The organism is Nocardia yunnanensis (genome assembly GCF_003626895.1).
Taxonomy (GTDB): Bacteria; Actinomycetota; Actinomycetes; order Mycobacteriales; family Mycobacteriaceae; genus Nocardia; species Nocardia yunnanensis.
In genome coordinates, this window is record NZ_CP032568.1 from 4,164,954 (window position 1) to 4,179,765 (window position 14,812).

A 14,812-nucleotide genomic window follows, 5' to 3' on the forward strand; every position below is an offset into this window, starting at 1 on the left:
GTGACTGTGCTTTGATTCAAGGGTGTACCGACCGCAGTGGGAACACGTGCGAGCGTGTTTCCGCGCGGGGGGCTAGCGTGAGGACAACGGATTGCGAGTGGAGGCAAGCGAATGAGCGGCCCGTACGGACCGAATGACGCCCCTGGCCCAGGGGGAGGCAACGATCCGACGCAGCAGTGGGGCGGCCAGCAGCCCGCGCCCGGCGGCGGACCGGCTCAGCAGTGGGGCGGCCAGCCCGCCCAGCCGACCACGCAGTGGGGCGATCCCGCGCAGCAGGGGCAGCAGCCGTGGGCGCAGTCGCAGCCGCAGCAACCCGGCCAGCAGCCGTGGGGGCAGTCGCAGCCGCAGCAGCCGGTGCAGCAGCCGTGGGGTCAGAGCCAGCCGCAGCAGCCGGTGCAGCAGTGGGGGCAGAGTCAGCCGCAGTGGCCGCAGCAGGGGCAGCCGGGCGCGCCGGCCTGGAATCAGCAGTCGGGGCAGCAGTGGCAGCAACCGCAGCCGCAGCAGCCGGCCGGCGGTAAGAAGAAGACCGGCCTGATCATCGGCATCGTGGTGGTCGTCCTGCTGGTGCTGGGCGGCGTCGGCGGCGGTCTGGCCTGGCTGTTGAGCAAGGACCAGCTCGACAACACCGCCGTGCAGTCCGGCGTGCAGAAGGTGCTCAAGGATTCCTACGGCATCGACGACGTGCAGAACGTGAGCTGCCCGTCGGGGCAGAAGGTCCAGGTGGACAAGACCTTCGACTGCACGCTCAAGGTGGGCGGCGAGAACAAGAAGGTCACCATCAAGATCACCAAGGATGACGGCACCTACGAGGTCGGCCGCCCGAGCTGATCTGCACGGGGCAAACACGTTGGGCCCGGCCGCGATTCGTGATCGCGACCGGGCCCTGTCGTTTGCCCGGTGTTGGCTGAACGTCGGCGGGGGTACAGTGGGGGCAAATTTCTTCTGATTGCCGATGATCGGGGGGTGTGATGAATTCTGTTGTTCGGACGCTGGGCTGGAGCGTGACGGCGGTGCTGGTGGCCGGGGCCGGGCTGGCGTCCGCGCCATTTGCAGGTGCCGACGGCACGTCCCCGGTGGTGAACGATTGCGTCAGCGGGCAGAGCACGATCCAGCCGTCGAGCATGCTGCTCGCGTGCGGGGACGGCGGATTGAGCGTCCGCGACATCACCTGGAGCAGTTGGGGGCCCACTACCGCCGAGGGGCAGGGCACCGAATACCGGCGGGTGTGCGAGCCCAGTTGCGCGGCCGGGCACGAGGCCACCGGGGCCACGCACATCACGTTGCGCACGCTGAAGGACGGTTATTTCACCGAGGCCGTCATCACCGATCTGAACGGCAAACCCGAAACCTGGCCCGTCGGGCCATTGCGCCACTGAGGTTTGCTGCCGCAGCCACCCCAGCCGCCGCGGCTCAGCGTTTGGCCATCGCGGTGACGAGGCGTTTGATCGGGCTCTCGGCGTTATAGGCAATGGCCAACTGCGCCAAGCGATCCGGATCCGCGGGGGTGGTCGGTAGAACGTCCGCGCGCGAGAATTCGACCTCGGCGTCCTGGACCACGCGCACGACCGGGGCGGCGGCCTTCAGATAGTCCTCGGCCGCAAGGAGTTTCGCGCGCACGCCCTTGGCGAGATCGGAGTCCGGGTCGGCCGCCGCGGCGCGCAGGGCCTCCACGGAACCGTACTTGGAGATGAGCTGGGCCGCGGATTTGTCGCCGATGCCCGCCACACCAGGCAGGCCGTCGGAAGCGTCGCCGCGCAGGGTGGCCATGTCGGCGTAGGCCGGGCCCGCGTTCTCCTGTGGCACACCGTATTTCGCGGACACCTCCGCCGGACCCCACAGCTCGGCCTTGGACAGCCCGCGGCCGACATAGAACACGCGCACCGGCGGCGCGGGGGTATCGCGCACGAGTTGCAGCAGGTCGCGGTCGCCGCTGACGACGATCACCTCGTCGGTGGCCTCCCGGGTGGCCAGTGTCCCGATCACGTCATCGGCCTCGAGCCCCTCGGCCCCGGCGGTCGCGATGCCGGCCGCCGCCAGCACCGCCATGATCATGTCGACCTGCGGGGTGAGCGTGTCGGGCACCTCCTCCGCCTCGACCCCGTCGACGACCTCACCGCTCTCGGCGACGCGATGCGCCTTGTACGACGGCAGCAGGTCCACCCGGAACTGCGGCCGCCAATCCAGATCCAGGCACACCACCAACCGGCTCGGCGCATGCTGTTTGACCAGCGCCGCAACCATATCGGTGAACCCGCGCACGGCGTTCACCGGCTGCCCGTCGGGCGCGGTGATCTTCTCCGGGATCGCATAGAACGCCCGGAACCACAGACTGGCCCCATCGAGCAGCAACAGCGGACCGGCGGCAGGGTTGCTCATAGCGCACGACCCTACCGGGACCGGCCGACAACCCGGCGCACAGCGACCCGCGATCGGTGCGCGGCGGCCCACTCGGCTGGGGTCCCCCGCGGGCGGGGAGTAGCGTCGGAGGGCATGAGCTCTCATGACGAGTCACGGTTCGCGACAGGGGTCTATGAGGCGCGGTTGGAGCGGGCCGCGGAGTTGACGCGGAACGCCCATCTGGATGCTTTGCTGATTACTCCGGGGCCTGACCTGCGGTTTCTCCTCGGTTCGCGGGCGCAGTCGTTCGAGCGGTTGACGTGTCTGGTGATTCCGGCCAGCGGGGAGACGCCGTCGGTGGTGATCCCGAAGCTGGAGCTGGCCTCGCTCAAGGGGTCGGCGGCCGGTGAGCTGGGATTGCGGGTGGTCGACTGGGTGGACGGGGTGGATCCGTACCGCATCGTCAAGAGCGTGCTCAATGCCGGTGCGCGCGTGGCGGTCACCGATGTGATGCCGGCGCTGCACCTGCTGCCGCTGGCCGAACAGTTCGGCTCGCTGCCGGTTTCGGCCACCCCGCTGCTGCGGGAGCTGCGAATGGTCAAGGACGCCAGCGAGATCGAGGCTCTGCGGCGCGCGGGCGCGGCGATCGACCGGGTGCACGCCCGCATGGGCGAGTTCCTCCGCGCCGGGCGCACCGAGGCCGAGGTGGGGGTGGATATCGCCGCCGCCCTCGTCGAAGAAAGCCACACCGAAGCCGATTTCGTCATCGTGGGCAGCGGCCCGCACGGCGCCGACCCGCATCACCTGGTCTCGGACCGGGTGATCGAGGACGGCGATGTGGTGGTCATCGATATCGGCGGGCCGGTGGAGCCCGGCTACTTCTCCGACTCCACCCGCACCTACGTGCTCGGCGAGCCGGACGAGGAGGTCGCCGCGCGGTTCGCCGAACTCGAGCGCGCGCAGGCCGCCGCGGTCGCGGCCGTGCGACCCGGCGTGACCGCCGAATCCATCGACGCCGCCGCCCGCGACGTCCTCGCCGCGGCCGGCCTGGCCGACTATTTCGTGCACCGCACCGGGCACGGCATCGGGCTGTCGGTGCACGAGGACCCCTACATCGTGGCCGGTAACGACCTGGTTCTCCAGGCGGGCATGGCCTTCAGCATCGAGCCGGGCATCTACTTCCCCGGCAGCTGGGGCGCTCGCATCGAAGACATCGTCGTCGTCACCGACGACGGCTGCGAGTCGATGAACACCCGCCCCCACGGGCTGACCCGCTTACCCTGACCCGGCTGCCGCGACCCGCCTACCGTGACCCGGCTGCCCTGACCCCGCTGCCTTGGCCCGCCCAGCGGTGCGCGTCGAACGACGCGACGCATCGACTTGGGGCGGGTGCGGTTGCCTACGCGCCGTTGACCTTCCAGTCGCGCGTACGGGATTCGGCGGTCAGTGGTCGGCGGCGGGGGCGTCGGTTTTGAAGACGCTGCTGGCCAGGACGCGGCGAACCTGGATGGCGATGACGACGCGGGTCGGGTTCTCGCGCGGCTGGCGGTAGCGGGCGGCGTAGCGGTCGACGGCGTCTGCGACGGAGTCGGCGTCCTCGAGGATGGTGGCGGGGCCCTCGAGGGTGATCCAGCGGGGGCCTTCGACCTGGCTGACCGCGGCGTAACCGGAGCGGCGGACATTGTTGACCTTGACCGAGCCGTTGTTGGTGATGATGCGGGCGATACCGGCCTCGGCGTCCCAGGTGAAACCGACCGCGACCACGTGCGGGGTGCCGTCGGCGCGCAATGTGGACAGGGTGGCCAGATGCCGTTCGGTGACGAAGTCGGCGGCGGCGGGGGACAGTTCGGGGCGCGCGGCGGTACTGGTCATGCCTCGACGCTAGCAATCGCCGGTCGGGCGCGCCGGGGCGCGGGCCGCGGGTGGCACACTGTGGGCCATGGGTTTCGGTTCGCGGGACGTCGACAAGGGCGTCGTGCTGGTGCTGGGTGGGCGCAGTGAGATCGGGCTGGAGGTCGCGCGGCGACTCTCCCCGGGCCGGGAGGTGATCCTGGCGTCACGCCGCAGCGACCACTTACAGCAACAGGTCAAGGAACTGCTGATCGCCGAGGCGGCGGCGGTGCACTGCGTGGAGTTCGACGCCGACGATCTGAGCGGTCACCAAGCGCTGCTGGACAAGATCGTCGCCGAGCACGGCCGCATCGGCGTGGCGGTGGTCGCGTTCGGGATTCTGGGCGATCAGGTTCGGGCCGAACAGGATCCGGCCCACGCGGTCGAGATCGTGACCACCGATTTCGTGGCCCAGGTCAGCGTGCTGACCAGCCTGGCCAACCTGCTGCGCGAACAGGGCGACGGGCAGATCGTGGTGTTCAGTTCCATCGCGGGCGTGCGGGTGCGGCGCGCCAACTACGTGTACGGCTCGGCCAAGGCGGGCCTGGACGGTTTCGCCTCCGGATTGCAGATGGCGTTGCACGGCAGCGGAGTTCACCTGCTGATGGTGCGTTCCGGCTTCGTGATCGGCCGCATGACCGCGGGCATGAAACCGGCCATCATGTCCAGCACCCCGGATTCGGTCGCCGACGCGGTGGTGTCGGGACTGTACCGGCGCGCCCGCCAGGTCGATGTGCCGCGCCGGATTCGGCTGCTGTTCACCGCCATGCGCTTCACGCCCTACGCCCTGTGGCGGCGGGCGCGCCGATGAGCGGCGACCCGGGCCCGGCGGTCACCGACGACGGTCCCGAGCGGCCGCTGGTCGTGGTCGGGATCGGCGCGGACGGCTGGGACGGCCTGGGCGGCGCGGCCCGCCGCGCGCTGGCGGACTGCGAGGTAATGCTGGGCTCCGCACGGCAATTGGCGTTGATCCCGGACTCGGAGAGCGCGGCGCAGCGGGTGCCGTGGCCGTCGCCGCTGGTGCCCGCGCTGCCGGGATTGCTCGAGCGCTACGCCGGGCGGCGGCTCACCGTCCTGGCCAGCGGCGACCCGATGTTCTTCGGAATCGGCGCGACCCTCGCGAAAATGGTTGGGCCGCAACGGCTGCGGGTGTTGCCGCAGCCGTCGTCGGCGTCGCTGGCCTGCGCGCGGCTGGGCTGGGCGCTGCAGGACACGCCGGTGGTCAGTGCCGTCGCCCGGCCGGTGGAGACCGTGCTGGCCGAATTGTCCGACGGACGTAGGCTTCTCGTGCTCAGCTCCGACGAGCACACCCCCGCGCGGGTGGCGGAGCTGCTGGCGGCCAACGGTTTCGGCGCGTCCACGCTGACGGTCCTCGAGCAGCTCGGCGGCCCGGGGGAGCGCGTCTTCGGCGCGACCGCCGCGCACTGGCCGCACCCGCCCGGCGACGCGCTCAATCTCGTCGCCATCGGCGCCGTCGCCGACCCGACCGCGCCGCGACTGACCCGGATCCCCGGCCTGCCCGATGCGGTGTACGGCGGCGACGGCCAGCTCACCAAGGCGGAGGTGCGGGCCCTGACTCTGTCGGCGCTCGCCCCCGCCCCCGGCGAACTGCTGTGGGATGTGGGCGGCGGGTCGGGCACCATCGCCATCGAATGGTGCCGCACCCATCCGGCCTGCCGCGCGGTCACTTTCGAGCGCAGCGACAGCCGCCGCAAACAGATCGCCGAGAACGCGGCGGCCCTGGGCGTGCCGGGTGTGCGGGTCCTGGGCGCCGCGCCCGAGGCATTCGCCGCCGCGGACGAGGCCGATCCGGGACGCGGATCTCCGGCGCCGGACGAGGCCGGTTCGGCGCGCGCGACTCGGCTGCCGGACGAGGCCGGTTCGGCGCGCGCGACTCGGCTGCCGGACGGGGACAGTTCGGCGCGCGGATCTCAGGTGCCGGGCGAGGCCGGTTCGGCGCGCGAGACTCGGGGGCCGGACGCGATCTTCCTCGGTGGCGGGCTCACCCAGGACGGCATGGTCGACGCCTGCTGGCAGCGATTGCGCCCGGGAGGCCGGCTGGTGGCCGCGGCGGTGACCGCCGAATCCGAGGCGCTGCTGGTTCGGCTGGCCGGAGAGCACGGGGGAGTGTTGCGGCGCTTCCAGGTCTACCGTGCCGAACCGCTGGGCGGATTCACCGCGTGGCGGCCGCAGCTGCCGGTCACCCACTGGGCGGTGGTCAAACCCGGGCGCGGCTAAATCGGCAGCGCCAGCGGTCCGGGCTCGAACACGGTCACCAGCACCACCAGGTTGCCGTAGGGCGCCGACCCGTTGGCGAGCCGATGCGCCATGCGCGCGAACGAGGTTCGCCACCGGTATTTGGCCTCGATCTCGGCCTGCACGCGTGGCACGAAGGTCCCGGCGCTGATCAGCCGCGCGTGTCCTTGCAGCTGGCGTGAACCGACCACCGGGTTGCCGCGGAAGTCGCCGGGCTGCACCAGCACCCGCCCGTCCTGGGCGAGCTGGTCGGCCTCGGCGGAGTAGGAGGAGGTGCGGAAGGCGAGCCCGTTGTCGCCGATCGGGACGACCAGCCGCGGCGCTGTCGACAGCTGCCGCGGCCCGACGGCGCGAGTCACCAGCACGGTCTTGGCGTCCTGCCAGACGGCGGCCGCGCCCGAGTAGCGGCGCGGTCCGGGGGCGGGCGGGGTGGCGTCGCGGGCGAACTGGGTCCGAGCGGCCGCCGGGTCAATCATGAGGTCTGTCATCGCCTTCGATCCTTCCGTGCCGAAATCCAAACGGGATCGGTGCCGGTGTGCGGCGAACCGGCCACGATGCCTGCTCACGACGATAGCCGTGGATTCGCTGCGTGTGCGACGCGACCTTCTCACGGTGGCGGTGCCCCATCCCCGAGGGCACGCACGACACTCCAGGCCGGCCATAGTGTTTCGCTATGAGAGCGCCGTCGGCCACATTGCCCCAACACTTCTCGGTCCGCCCACGCCGATCCCCCTTCGATACTCCAGAGTTTCGTGGTCGCTGGCAACGATGCTGGTCAGCGGACCGCGCCCACGTAGCCGGAGAATCGCTCGAAAAGTGATCAACGCCTCGATCCGGCGGCGCCCCACCGGCGGTGTGCCGGTGATCACGAAAGCCAGCGGGTTGCTACCGCGCCGGTGGCGCCCGCGGGCGCATACTGTCGGTATGGCGGTGTTGGGCCGAATGGTCTCGGCGGCTACGCAATTCGCGAACCGGCGGGGCGTCTACGCGGGGCGGCGGACGACGAAGGCGCATGTGCGGGTGTATCGCTGGACGCGGGGCCGCCTCGGCGGCCGGCTGCCCGGACGGCGGGCGGGCAATATCCTGTTGCTCGAGCATGTGGGGGCCCGCAGCGGTGTGCGCCGGACCTCGCCGCTGATGTACGTGCCCGACGGTGCGGCGGTGGCGGTCGCGGCGTCGAAGGCGGGCCAGCCGTCGCACCCGGGCTGGTTCCACAATCTGATGGCCAATCCGGACACCACGATTCAACTCGGCGCGCGGGTGCATCCGGTGCGCGCCCGGCTCGCCGATCCGGCCGAGCGGGACCGGCTGTGGCCGCGCTTCGTGGCCGCGGTCCCGGACTTCGCGTTCTTTCAGGAGCACGCCGGCAGCCGGACCATACCGGTCGTCATTCTCGAGCCGCGCTGAGCCCACCACGTCTGGAATGACGTTGTTTGACCTGTTGGGCGCGGGTTTCGCCTAGGCTGGGCCGCGTGAGTGCTGCCGCCGCGTCGCGAACGATTGCCCTGCCGCACTGCCGAGTCGGCTATGCCGAATACGGTGCGGAGCACGGATTGCCGGTGCTGTACTGCCACGGCGTCCCCGGAACACATGTGGAGGGAGAGGCTTTCGACGAAGCCGCGCGCGCCGCCGGCGTGCGCGTGATCGCGGTGGACCGGCCCGGTATGGCCGGTTCGTCGCTGCCGGCGGGACAGCGGGTGGCCGACTGGGTCGCCACCGTCGCCGCCCTGGCGGATCGGCTGGGCCTGGCGCGCTTCTCCGTCATCGGGGTGAGCGGCGGCGGGCCGTACGCGCTCGCCATCGCGGCGGGCCTGCCGCAGCGGGTGCCGGGAGTCGCGCTGGTGTCCGCGCCCGCCCCGCTCGACGCCCAGGCCGACGCCGCCGAACTCGATCCCGTCGCCCGCCGCCGGCGGCGCGGCCTGAACATGTTGCGGCGCATACCGTTTCTCGTGCATCCGATGGCGGTGGAGATGTCGATGGTGGTCCGTCGGCAGAAGGGCGTCGCCGGTCTGGTCGCGCAGATGGCGCCCGTCGACCGCGACCGCATGCACGGCGACGCCGAGCTGACCGCCAAGCTCGCGGAGAATCTGCGCCGCAGTTTCGAACAGGGCAGCCGCGGCTTCGCCACCGACATCCGGCTGGTGTTCACCCGCGACTGGGGATTCGCGCTCACCGATGTCACCGCCCCCGTACAGATCTGGCACGGCGAGGCCGACGGCAATGTCCCCGCCGACGACGCGCACCGCCTGGCCGCGGCGCTGCCGCACGCCCGCATCCACCTGGTGCCGGACGCGGGGCATCTGCTGTTCGTCGACCGCGCCGCCGACATCCTCGCGTCCCTCGCGCTCGGCGACGCCTGACCGGCACCCTCGGACACCCGGCGAAAGGACAGGCGGCGCAATGCGTTCGGCGATCGTGGGACCCAACGGCTCCGGCAAGGGCACCCAGGCGACACTGCTGGTGCGGCACTTCGGCATCGCCCACATCTCCACCGGCGAGCTGCTGCGCGCTGCCGTCGCGGCCGGCACCCCGCTGGGGCGCGCGGTCGCACCGCTGGTCGCCTCCGGCGCGCTGGTGCCCGACGAGCTGGTGCTGCGCATCCTCGGCGAACGGCTGGCCGAAACCGATACGGCAGCGGGCTTTCTGCTCGACGGCTACCCGCGCTCCCTCGCCCAGGCCGAGGCGCTCGACACCCTGCTCGCCGCGACCGGCCGCGACCTGGATCGCGTGATCGAACTGTCCGTGCCGGACGAGGTGATCCTGCGCCGCTGCGCCGAGCGCTTCGCGATCGAGCATCGGCCCGACGACGACCCCGAGGTGGTCCGCTCGCGATTGACGCTCTACCGCACCAACATTCCGCCGATCCTCGAGCGCTACCGCGACCGGCTGGTCACGGTCGACGGCACCGGCGAGGTCGAGACGATCTTTCAGGCCATTCTCGCCGCGCTATCGCGGTAGCGTCGAATCGGTTGCGGCTCGGGCGGTTTCGCGGGCGGTTGCGAGGATGGCGGCAATGGCCGGATCGGTGGCCGCGATCTCGTTCAGGGCGGCGGTGAGGGTGTCGTCGTAGGTGTCTCGCGCCTGCTGATACCGGGTGCGCCCGGCTGCGGTGATCACCGTGTAGACCCCGCGCTTGTCATCGGGACACAGGTCGCGATAGGTGAACTCGGCCGCGTTGAGGCGACCGACCAGCGGGGTGCAGATGGTGCGACGTGAGGGGCTGCGCGTGGCGAACCTGCTGTCCTTCGGCCTGGGCGTGGCGCTGCTGGCGCCGTACCTGCTGTTCGTGATCGCCCTCTACAACGAGAACCTGTGGGCCGCAGCGGCATTGGCGGCGCTGACCCTGGTCATCGGCTATCTCGGCTTCGTGCTGCTGGCGTTTCTGCTGTACACCTTCGTCTACCTGCGGCTGCCGTACCGGCCCGGGATGGCCGCGATCGTCGTGCACGGCTCCGGGCTCATCGGCGCCCGCGTGCCCCCGCTGCTGGCCAACCGCCTCGATCGCGCCCTCGCCGTCTACGGCGCCGAACTGGCGGCCGGGCGGCGCCCGCTGCTGGTCACCAGTGGCGGCAAGGGTTCCGACGAGGCGGTTCCCGAGGCCGGGGCGATGGCCGACTATCTCACCGCCAAGGGTCTGCCCGCCGCCGCGATCCTGCGCGAGGACCGCTCCACCACCACCCGCGAGAACCTCCTCTACACCCGCGAGCTGCTGGCCGAGGTTACTCCCGCTCCGCGAATGGTGTTGGTGACCAGCAACTTCCACGCCCTGCGCACCGGAATCCTGTCGCGCAAACTGGGTCTGACCGCCGACGTGGTCGGTGCCCCGACGGCCTTCTACTACCTGCCCAGCGCCATCCTCCGCGAATTCGCCGGCATCCTGTTCGACCACAAGTGGGCGCACACCCTGGTCTGCGTGGCGGCCGCGGCGCTGCCGCTGCTGGCGGTTGCCACCCTGCCCGCCGACCCGGGCTGGCACTAGCGGTCAGGGGCGTTCTTGCGGCTGCCCGAGCCGGTCGGCGAGGATTCCGGCTCGGGCCAGCTGCACCTTGCGGGCCTGTCCGGCGGCGAATCCCATCAGCCCGAACGGGGTTCGCAATCGCAACTCGTCCTCGATGCGGGCGCCGTCGGGTGTGTCGGTCAGCTCGAAGCGATAGGCCATGCGGACGCCGCCGGGGCTGTCGACCTCACCCCACACCGCCCGGCCCGGCGTGCCCAGCAGTGAGACGCGAATCCGGTTGTCGTACTTGAGTTTCAGAAAGCGGAATCGCTCCACCGCCACATACGAGTCGGCCCGGACGTCCTCCACCGCCACCACGAGCGGCGAGAGCCCGATGTAGTTCTCGGGACGGGCCAGATGGTCGTAGGCCGCCTGTGCGGGAGCGGGCACGGTGAAGGTGTTGCGGAGGATCTTCTCGGGCATTCCCGCACTCTAGCGGCGGCGCTAGCGTTTGCGGATGGTGACCGCGGTGCCGTAGGCGCAGATCTCCTGCCCGCTGTCGCCGAAATCGTTGGCGTCGAAGCGCATTGCGAGAATGGCGTGCGCGCCGCGCTCGCGGGCCAGTTCGATCATGCGCTGCTGGGCCTCGAAGCGGCTGTCGTACAACATCTTCGTCATGCCCTTGAGCTCACCGCCGAACATGGACTTGATGCCCGCCCCGATCTGCGACCCCAGATGCCGGCTGCGCACCGTCAGTCCGAAGACGTCGCCCAATACCTCCACCACCTCGTAGCCGGGCAGATCGTTCATGGTGCTGACGATCATGCCGTCCGCGCGCGCCCCCGCGCTGAAGTCCTCGACGCTCACAACGTGTCCTCTCGGTTCGGTAGTCTTCCCTCTTGCATCCTTGCCCGCCGCACCGGCTTCCGGCATCGCCCTGAGGTCCCGGGCACGTCATCCTCTGGTCGTAATCCGATGAGTTTCGAGCACGCGGGAGGTCTGAGAGGTCATGAGGACACTTGTCTACGGGTTCACGCTGTCACTGGACGGCTACATCAACGATCGCGCCGGACTGATCGACTGGACCTCACCCGACGACGAACTGCATCAGTTCCACAACGACAGGTATCGCGCGCTCGAACTCTCGCTGCACGGCCGCCGGCTCTACGAACTCATGGCCGCGCACTGGCCGTACGTGACCGCGGACGCGCCGCCGATTCAGCGCGAGTTCGCGCGGCTGTGGACGGAGAAACCCAAGGTCGTGTTCTCCCGCACGCTGACCGACGTGGGGTGGAACAGCACGCTGGTCAGCGAGAACGCGGTCGAAGAGGTGCGGCGGCTCAAGGCGGCGGGCGACGGGGTCATGGAGGTCGGGGGCGCGAATCTGGCGGCCGCGCTCATCCCGCACGGGCTCGTCGACGAATATCAGGTGTTCCTCGCGCCGGTGATCCTCGGCGGCGGCACGCCGTTCCTGCCCGCCCTCGACCAGCGAATCACGCTGCGCGTGGCCGAGACTCGGCACTTCGACACCGTGGAGATGCTGCGTTACGTCACCGGGTGACACCACAGCCACTGCACAGTGTGCGTGTTTCACCGCACAACCGTCCGCGCGGCGTGCCGCCGTGTGGGTACTGTCGCCCTTTGTCACCCATGCTGACCCGTCACATGCGCGCTGACACCGAGCGAGCCCCGAACTGTCGCAGACCGGTTCGGGGCTCGATTCGTGTGAGGAAGGGGCCGGGTGGGCCCGGAAGCACCGCGCTGACCGAGCCCACCCGTCGCGGGGAAGAGTGTGACGAGACGTGGATTGTCGCTGACAGGCATCACCTCGCTTTCTCGGCGGCACGGTGCCGCCGCCGCTCGGATCAGGTGGTGAGCGCCTGGTGCTTGCCGTTGCGGTGGGCGATCTCGATCTTGCGGGGCTTGGCCTGCTCGGCGACCGGGATGGTCAACCGCAGGACCCCGTCGAGGTAGTCGGCGCGGATCTGCTCGGTGTCGAGGTTCTCGCCCAGGAACAGCTGACGGCTGAACTCACCGCGGGTGCGCTCGGCGGCGATCATCGAACGGTTCTGATCCAGCTGCGGACGCGAGGCCCGCACGGTGATCACATTGCGTTCGACGTCCAGGTCGAGCGATTCCGGATCGATGCCGGGCAGATCGAATTCGACGAAGAACTCGTCGCCCTCGCGCCAGGCGTCCATAGGCATCACGACCGGCCGGGCCGGCGTGCCGAACACCTGCTGAGTCAAACGATCCAGGTCACGGAAGGGATCGGTGCGCATCAGCATGGTCGCCACCTCCAACTCACTCCAATCTCGGTAGATGGGAAGCCAGATAACCTCTGTCATCTGACATAGATATTTTTTAGCACTCGACACCCGAGAGTGCAAGGTGTCGGGCGGCGGAAAGTGTCCCGGGGGCGCGTTTACTCGAGTACGGGGGTCGCCTGCTGGTCGGCGGGCTCGCGGAAGATGTCGAGAATCCAGGTGAGACCGAACTTGTCGCGCAGCACGCCGTACAACGGCGACCATTGGGCGGGGCCGAACGGGACCACGATGGTCGCGCCGACGGCGAGCCGGTCCCAGAACTCGGTGATCTCCTCGGGCAGGTCGCCGCGCAAGGCCAGGAAGAACGAGTTGTCACCGCGGTCGAAGGCGGTGTGGGTCGGCACGTCGTAGCCCATGATCCACAGCCCGTTGTCGGCGGCCAGCTGCCCCCACATGACATGGTCGGCGGCTTCCGCGGCCACCGGCACGATCTGCGCCTGCGCGTAGGTGATGAGCACCAGCTCGCCACCGAACACCGACTGGTAGAAGGTCAACGCCTCGCGGGCCTGCCCGCGAAAGTTGAGCTGCGCGACCACGTTGACCGCCATGGCACTCCTTGCTCCGGTGCTGTTGCCGAGTCTGTGTGCCCGTGCGTGACGCGCGCGCGGGCGGATCGCCCTCATCGTCGCACTCTCGTACCCGAGAACCGGGTCACCGACGCGTCGCGTCCTGTGCCCCGTCGTCGGCGTGGGCGATGTGAGGAGGTCATCAGGTCCTACCGATCGGCACCCCTCCGCACGCGGCTTCCGAAACGAGGCTCGCCGGTGGTTGGGTCGCTTCGACCGCGGCGAGGCTCTCGATAGCCGAATATATCGGACCCGCAACCGATTTCAGGCGGTGTTCGGGGGAAGTTGCTGGCGCAGTGAGGCGGACGGCTGCGCGGGGCACCGGTCTACCCGGCTGCGGCTACCGGGCGCGCGTTCGCATCACTCGAATTTGTGATCTTGGACCGGCCCGTGCCTTTCGGCGCGCGAATGCGGGCCGCGGTCGAATAGCATCGCGGCGCAAGCAGATTCGAGTGTGGAAGCGGTGTAGTGGGTTGATCACGGTAGGCAAGGCAGTCGCAGCGGTCCAACACGAGGTGACTCGGCGCGTGATCAATCTCTTGACCGTGCCCCATCATCTGCCGCTGCCGTTCGGGCCGACCCTGCGGGATCGGGTGTCCGGCAAGAAGGTTCTCATCACCGGGGCCTCCAGCGGCATCGGCCGGGCGCTGGCGCTGCGCGTCGCGGACGCGGGGGCGACGGTGATCGTGACCGCGCGCCGCACCAGCGAGCTGGATCAGCTGGTGGCCGAGATCCGTTCTCGCGGTGGGGAAGCGTTCGCGTTCCCCGCGGATCTGTCCACCGCGGAAGGCGTCGACAAGCTCGCGGACGAGGTGCTCATCGAGTTCGGTGCGCCCGACATCCTGGTCAACAACGCGGGCCGGTCGATCTGGCGGTCGCTGGCCGAATCCGAGGGTCGCCTGCACGACTTCGAACGCACCATGCGCATCAACTACTTCGGGCCGGTCGGGCTGCTGTTGCGGTTGCTTCCCGAGATGCGCCGCCGCGGCTCCGGTCATGTGGTGTCGAGCTCGTCGCTCGGCGTGATCACCGACGTCCCCAGGTTCTCGGCCTATGTCGGCTCCAAGGCCGCCCTGGAAGCGGTCATGCGGATCGCCGCCAACGAATGCCTTTCCGACGGAATCACTTTCACCGATGTCCACCTGCCGCTGGTGGCCACCGACATGAGCGCCGGGCTCGGCTGGCAGGGCTACAAGGCCCTCTCCGCCGAAGCCGCGGTGGACATGCTGGCCGACGCCATCATCCGCCGCCCCGCCCACCTGGAAAACCTCCACGGCGTGCTGTGCATCTGGTTCAACCGCCTGTTCCCCGACCTGGCCCGCTACAGCCTCAACCAACTCCACCTCAGACTGCCCGAGCACCCGACACGCCACAGCGCCGCCATCTCGCAGCCCGCGGATGTCACCGACGACGCCCCGGCCGCACCCGCCCACGACTGACCTGCGCCTCGGCCGTTGTCTCGCTCGGTAATTGGGCGAGTTCGGTCGCCGGAACCGGAT

Annotated in this window: 19 protein-coding genes; 11 read left to right on the top strand and 8 right to left on the bottom strand. The window is 69.9% G+C overall.

What is annotated here, in order from left to right:
* Nucleotides 1–111: 111 nt before the first annotated feature.
* Entirely contained in the window at nt 112–828 is a 717-nt protein-coding gene (locus D7D52_RS19525; RefSeq protein ID WP_120738415.1) for a DUF4333 domain-containing protein, read from the top strand.
* 140 nt (nt 829–968) lie between these two features.
* Nucleotides 969–1,376, top strand: coding sequence for a hypothetical protein (locus D7D52_RS19530; protein ID WP_162958412.1), 408 nt, complete (start codon nt 969–971; stop codon nt 1,374–1,376).
* 34 nt (nt 1,377–1,410) lie between these two features.
* Here D7D52_RS19530 and D7D52_RS19535 read toward each other — a convergent pair whose 3' ends face one another.
* Nucleotides 1,411–2,376 (bottom strand): 5'-3' exonuclease, encoded by a 966-nt coding sequence (locus D7D52_RS19535; protein WP_120738419.1) that lies wholly within the window; start codon nt 2,374–2,376, stop codon nt 1,411–1,413.
* 114 nt (nt 2,377–2,490) lie between these two features.
* On the opposite strand from D7D52_RS19535, the gene D7D52_RS19540 reads away from it, so the two are divergent.
* Nucleotides 2,491–3,621 carry a M24 family metallopeptidase gene (locus D7D52_RS19540; RefSeq protein WP_120738421.1) on the top strand — a complete coding sequence of 377 codons (1,131 nt, stop codon included), beginning with the start codon at nt 2,491–2,493 and terminating at the stop codon, nt 3,619–3,621.
* Between the two features lie 159 nt (nt 3,622–3,780).
* On the opposite strand, the gene D7D52_RS19545 is transcribed toward D7D52_RS19540, so the two are convergent.
* Entirely contained in the window at nt 3,781–4,209 is a 429-nt protein-coding gene (locus D7D52_RS19545; RefSeq protein ID WP_120738423.1) for a PPOX class F420-dependent oxidoreductase, read from the bottom strand.
* A 67-nt stretch (nt 4,210–4,276) separates the two neighbouring features.
* Here D7D52_RS19545 and D7D52_RS19550 point away from each other — a divergent pair, with 67 nt between their 5' ends.
* Together D7D52_RS19550 and cbiE are read left to right on the top strand one after the other, a co-directional pair.
* On the top strand, nt 4,277–5,038 hold the full coding sequence (locus tag D7D52_RS19550) for an SDR family NAD(P)-dependent oxidoreductase (RefSeq protein WP_120738425.1): 762 nt from the start codon (nt 4,277–4,279) through the stop codon (nt 5,036–5,038).
* Nucleotides 5,035–6,465 (top strand): precorrin-6y C5,15-methyltransferase (decarboxylating) subunit CbiE, encoded by a 1,431-nt coding sequence (cbiE, locus tag D7D52_RS19555; RefSeq protein WP_246023164.1) that lies wholly within the window; start codon nt 5,035–5,037, stop codon nt 6,463–6,465. Before D7D52_RS19550 ends, cbiE begins: the two co-directional genes overlap by 4 nt.
* On the opposite strand, the gene D7D52_RS19565 is transcribed toward cbiE, so the two are convergent.
* Nucleotides 6,462–6,971 (bottom strand): hypothetical protein, encoded by a 510-nt coding sequence (locus tag D7D52_RS19565; protein ID WP_162958413.1) that lies wholly within the window; start codon nt 6,969–6,971, stop codon nt 6,462–6,464. The genes cbiE and D7D52_RS19565 overlap by 4 nt on opposite strands.
* Before the next feature lie 436 nt (nt 6,972–7,407).
* Here D7D52_RS19565 and D7D52_RS19570 point away from each other — a divergent pair, with 436 nt between their 5' ends.
* The 3 genes from D7D52_RS19570 to D7D52_RS19580 all read left to right on the top strand — a co-directional run bounded on the left by D7D52_RS19570 (nt 7,408) and on the right by D7D52_RS19580 (nt 9,441).
* Entirely contained in the window at nt 7,408–7,890 is a 483-nt protein-coding gene (locus tag D7D52_RS19570; RefSeq protein ID WP_246023165.1) for a nitroreductase/quinone reductase family protein, read from the top strand.
* Nucleotides 7,891–7,955: 65 nt separating this feature from the next.
* The gene (locus tag D7D52_RS19575; protein ID WP_162958414.1) at nt 7,956–8,843 is read left to right on the top strand and encodes an alpha/beta fold hydrolase; all 888 of its coding nucleotides are present in this window, start codon (nt 7,956–7,958) and stop codon (nt 8,841–8,843) included.
* Between the two features lie 40 nt (nt 8,844–8,883).
* Nucleotides 8,884–9,441: an adenylate kinase gene (locus tag D7D52_RS19580; protein WP_120738430.1), complete on the top strand. Its 558-nt coding sequence runs from the start codon at nt 8,884–8,886 to the stop codon at nt 9,439–9,441.
* Here D7D52_RS19580 and D7D52_RS19585 read toward each other — a convergent pair.
* Nucleotides 9,430–9,600: a hypothetical protein gene (locus D7D52_RS19585; RefSeq protein ID WP_187703013.1), complete on the bottom strand. Its 171-nt coding sequence runs from the start codon at nt 9,598–9,600 to the stop codon at nt 9,430–9,432. The genes D7D52_RS19580 and D7D52_RS19585 overlap by 12 nt on opposite strands.
* A gap of 85 nt (nt 9,601–9,685) precedes the next feature.
* On the opposite strand from D7D52_RS19585, the gene D7D52_RS19590 reads away from it, so the two are divergent.
* A complete protein-coding gene (locus D7D52_RS19590) occupies nt 9,686–10,462 on the top strand; it encodes a YdcF family protein (protein WP_120738432.1) in 777 nt (258 codons plus the stop codon).
* Between the two features lie 3 nt (nt 10,463–10,465).
* On the opposite strand, the gene D7D52_RS19595 is transcribed toward D7D52_RS19590, so the two are convergent.
* Together D7D52_RS19595 and D7D52_RS19600 are read right to left on the bottom strand one after the other, a co-directional pair.
* A complete protein-coding gene (locus tag D7D52_RS19595) occupies nt 10,466–10,903 on the bottom strand; it encodes an SRPBCC family protein (protein ID WP_120738434.1) in 438 nt (145 codons plus the stop codon).
* Between the two features lie 21 nt (nt 10,904–10,924).
* Nucleotides 10,925–11,245, bottom strand: a complete 321-nt coding sequence (locus D7D52_RS19600; protein ID WP_222932910.1) for a YbjQ family protein — start codon at nt 11,243–11,245, stop codon at nt 10,925–10,927.
* 184 nt (nt 11,246–11,429) lie between these two features.
* Between D7D52_RS19600 and D7D52_RS19605 the strand changes: the two genes are divergently transcribed.
* Nucleotides 11,430–11,981 (top strand): dihydrofolate reductase family protein, encoded by a 552-nt coding sequence (locus D7D52_RS19605; protein ID WP_120738438.1) that lies wholly within the window; start codon nt 11,430–11,432, stop codon nt 11,979–11,981.
* Between the two features lie 304 nt (nt 11,982–12,285).
* Here D7D52_RS19605 and D7D52_RS19610 read toward each other — a convergent pair whose 3' ends face one another.
* On the bottom strand, nt 12,286–12,708 hold the full coding sequence (locus tag D7D52_RS19610; protein WP_120744270.1) for an Hsp20/alpha crystallin family protein: 423 nt from the start codon (nt 12,706–12,708) through the stop codon (nt 12,286–12,288).
* Nucleotides 12,709–12,845: 137 nt separating this feature from the next.
* Complete coding sequence (locus tag D7D52_RS19615; protein WP_120738440.1) at nt 12,846–13,295, bottom strand: VOC family protein; 450 nt, start codon at nt 13,293–13,295, stop codon at nt 12,846–12,848.
* A 545-nt stretch (nt 13,296–13,840) separates the two neighbouring features.
* Between D7D52_RS19615 and D7D52_RS19620 the strand changes: the two genes are divergently transcribed.
* Nucleotides 13,841–14,752, top strand: a complete 912-nt coding sequence (locus D7D52_RS19620) for an SDR family NAD(P)-dependent oxidoreductase (RefSeq protein WP_120744271.1) — start codon at nt 13,841–13,843, stop codon at nt 14,750–14,752.
* Nucleotides 14,753–14,812: the final 60 nt, after the last annotated feature.

Bases quoted from the DNA above. Each gene is read 5' to 3' on its own strand.
- D7D52_RS19525 (WP_120738415.1), top strand. From the start codon at position 112: ATGAGCGGCCCGTACGGACCGAATGACGCCCCTGGCCCAGGGGGAGGC.
- D7D52_RS19530 (WP_162958412.1), top strand. From the start codon at position 969: ATGAATTCTGTTGTTCGGACGCTGGGCTGGAGCGTGACGGCGGTGCTG.
- D7D52_RS19535 (WP_120738419.1), bottom strand. From the start codon at position 2,376: ATGAGCAACCCTGCCGCCGGTCCGCTGTTGCTGCTCGATGGGGCCAGT.
- D7D52_RS19540 (WP_120738421.1), top strand. From the start codon at position 2,491: ATGAGCTCTCATGACGAGTCACGGTTCGCGACAGGGGTCTATGAGGCG.
- D7D52_RS19545 (WP_120738423.1), bottom strand. From the start codon at position 4,209: ATGACCAGTACCGCCGCGCGCCCCGAACTGTCCCCCGCCGCCGCCGAC.
- D7D52_RS19550 (WP_120738425.1), top strand. From the start codon at position 4,277: ATGGGTTTCGGTTCGCGGGACGTCGACAAGGGCGTCGTGCTGGTGCTG.
- cbiE (WP_246023164.1), top strand. From the start codon at position 5,035: ATGAGCGGCGACCCGGGCCCGGCGGTCACCGACGACGGTCCCGAGCGG.
- D7D52_RS19565 (WP_162958413.1), bottom strand. From the start codon at position 6,971: ATGACAGACCTCATGATTGACCCGGCGGCCGCTCGGACCCAGTTCGCC.
- D7D52_RS19570 (WP_246023165.1), top strand. From the start codon at position 7,408: ATGGCGGTGTTGGGCCGAATGGTCTCGGCGGCTACGCAATTCGCGAAC.
- D7D52_RS19580 (WP_120738430.1), top strand. From the start codon at position 8,884: ATGCGTTCGGCGATCGTGGGACCCAACGGCTCCGGCAAGGGCACCCAG.
- D7D52_RS19590 (WP_120738432.1), top strand. From the start codon at position 9,686: ATGGTGCGACGTGAGGGGCTGCGCGTGGCGAACCTGCTGTCCTTCGGC.
- D7D52_RS19595 (WP_120738434.1), bottom strand. From the start codon at position 10,903: ATGCCCGAGAAGATCCTCCGCAACACCTTCACCGTGCCCGCTCCCGCA.
- D7D52_RS19600 (WP_222932910.1), bottom strand. From the start codon at position 11,245: ATGATCGTCAGCACCATGAACGATCTGCCCGGCTACGAGGTGGTGGAG.
- D7D52_RS19605 (WP_120738438.1), top strand. From the start codon at position 11,430: ATGAGGACACTTGTCTACGGGTTCACGCTGTCACTGGACGGCTACATC.
- D7D52_RS19610 (WP_120744270.1), bottom strand. From the start codon at position 12,708: ATGCTGATGCGCACCGATCCCTTCCGTGACCTGGATCGTTTGACTCAG.
- D7D52_RS19615 (WP_120738440.1), bottom strand. From the start codon at position 13,295: ATGGCGGTCAACGTGGTCGCGCAGCTCAACTTTCGCGGGCAGGCCCGC.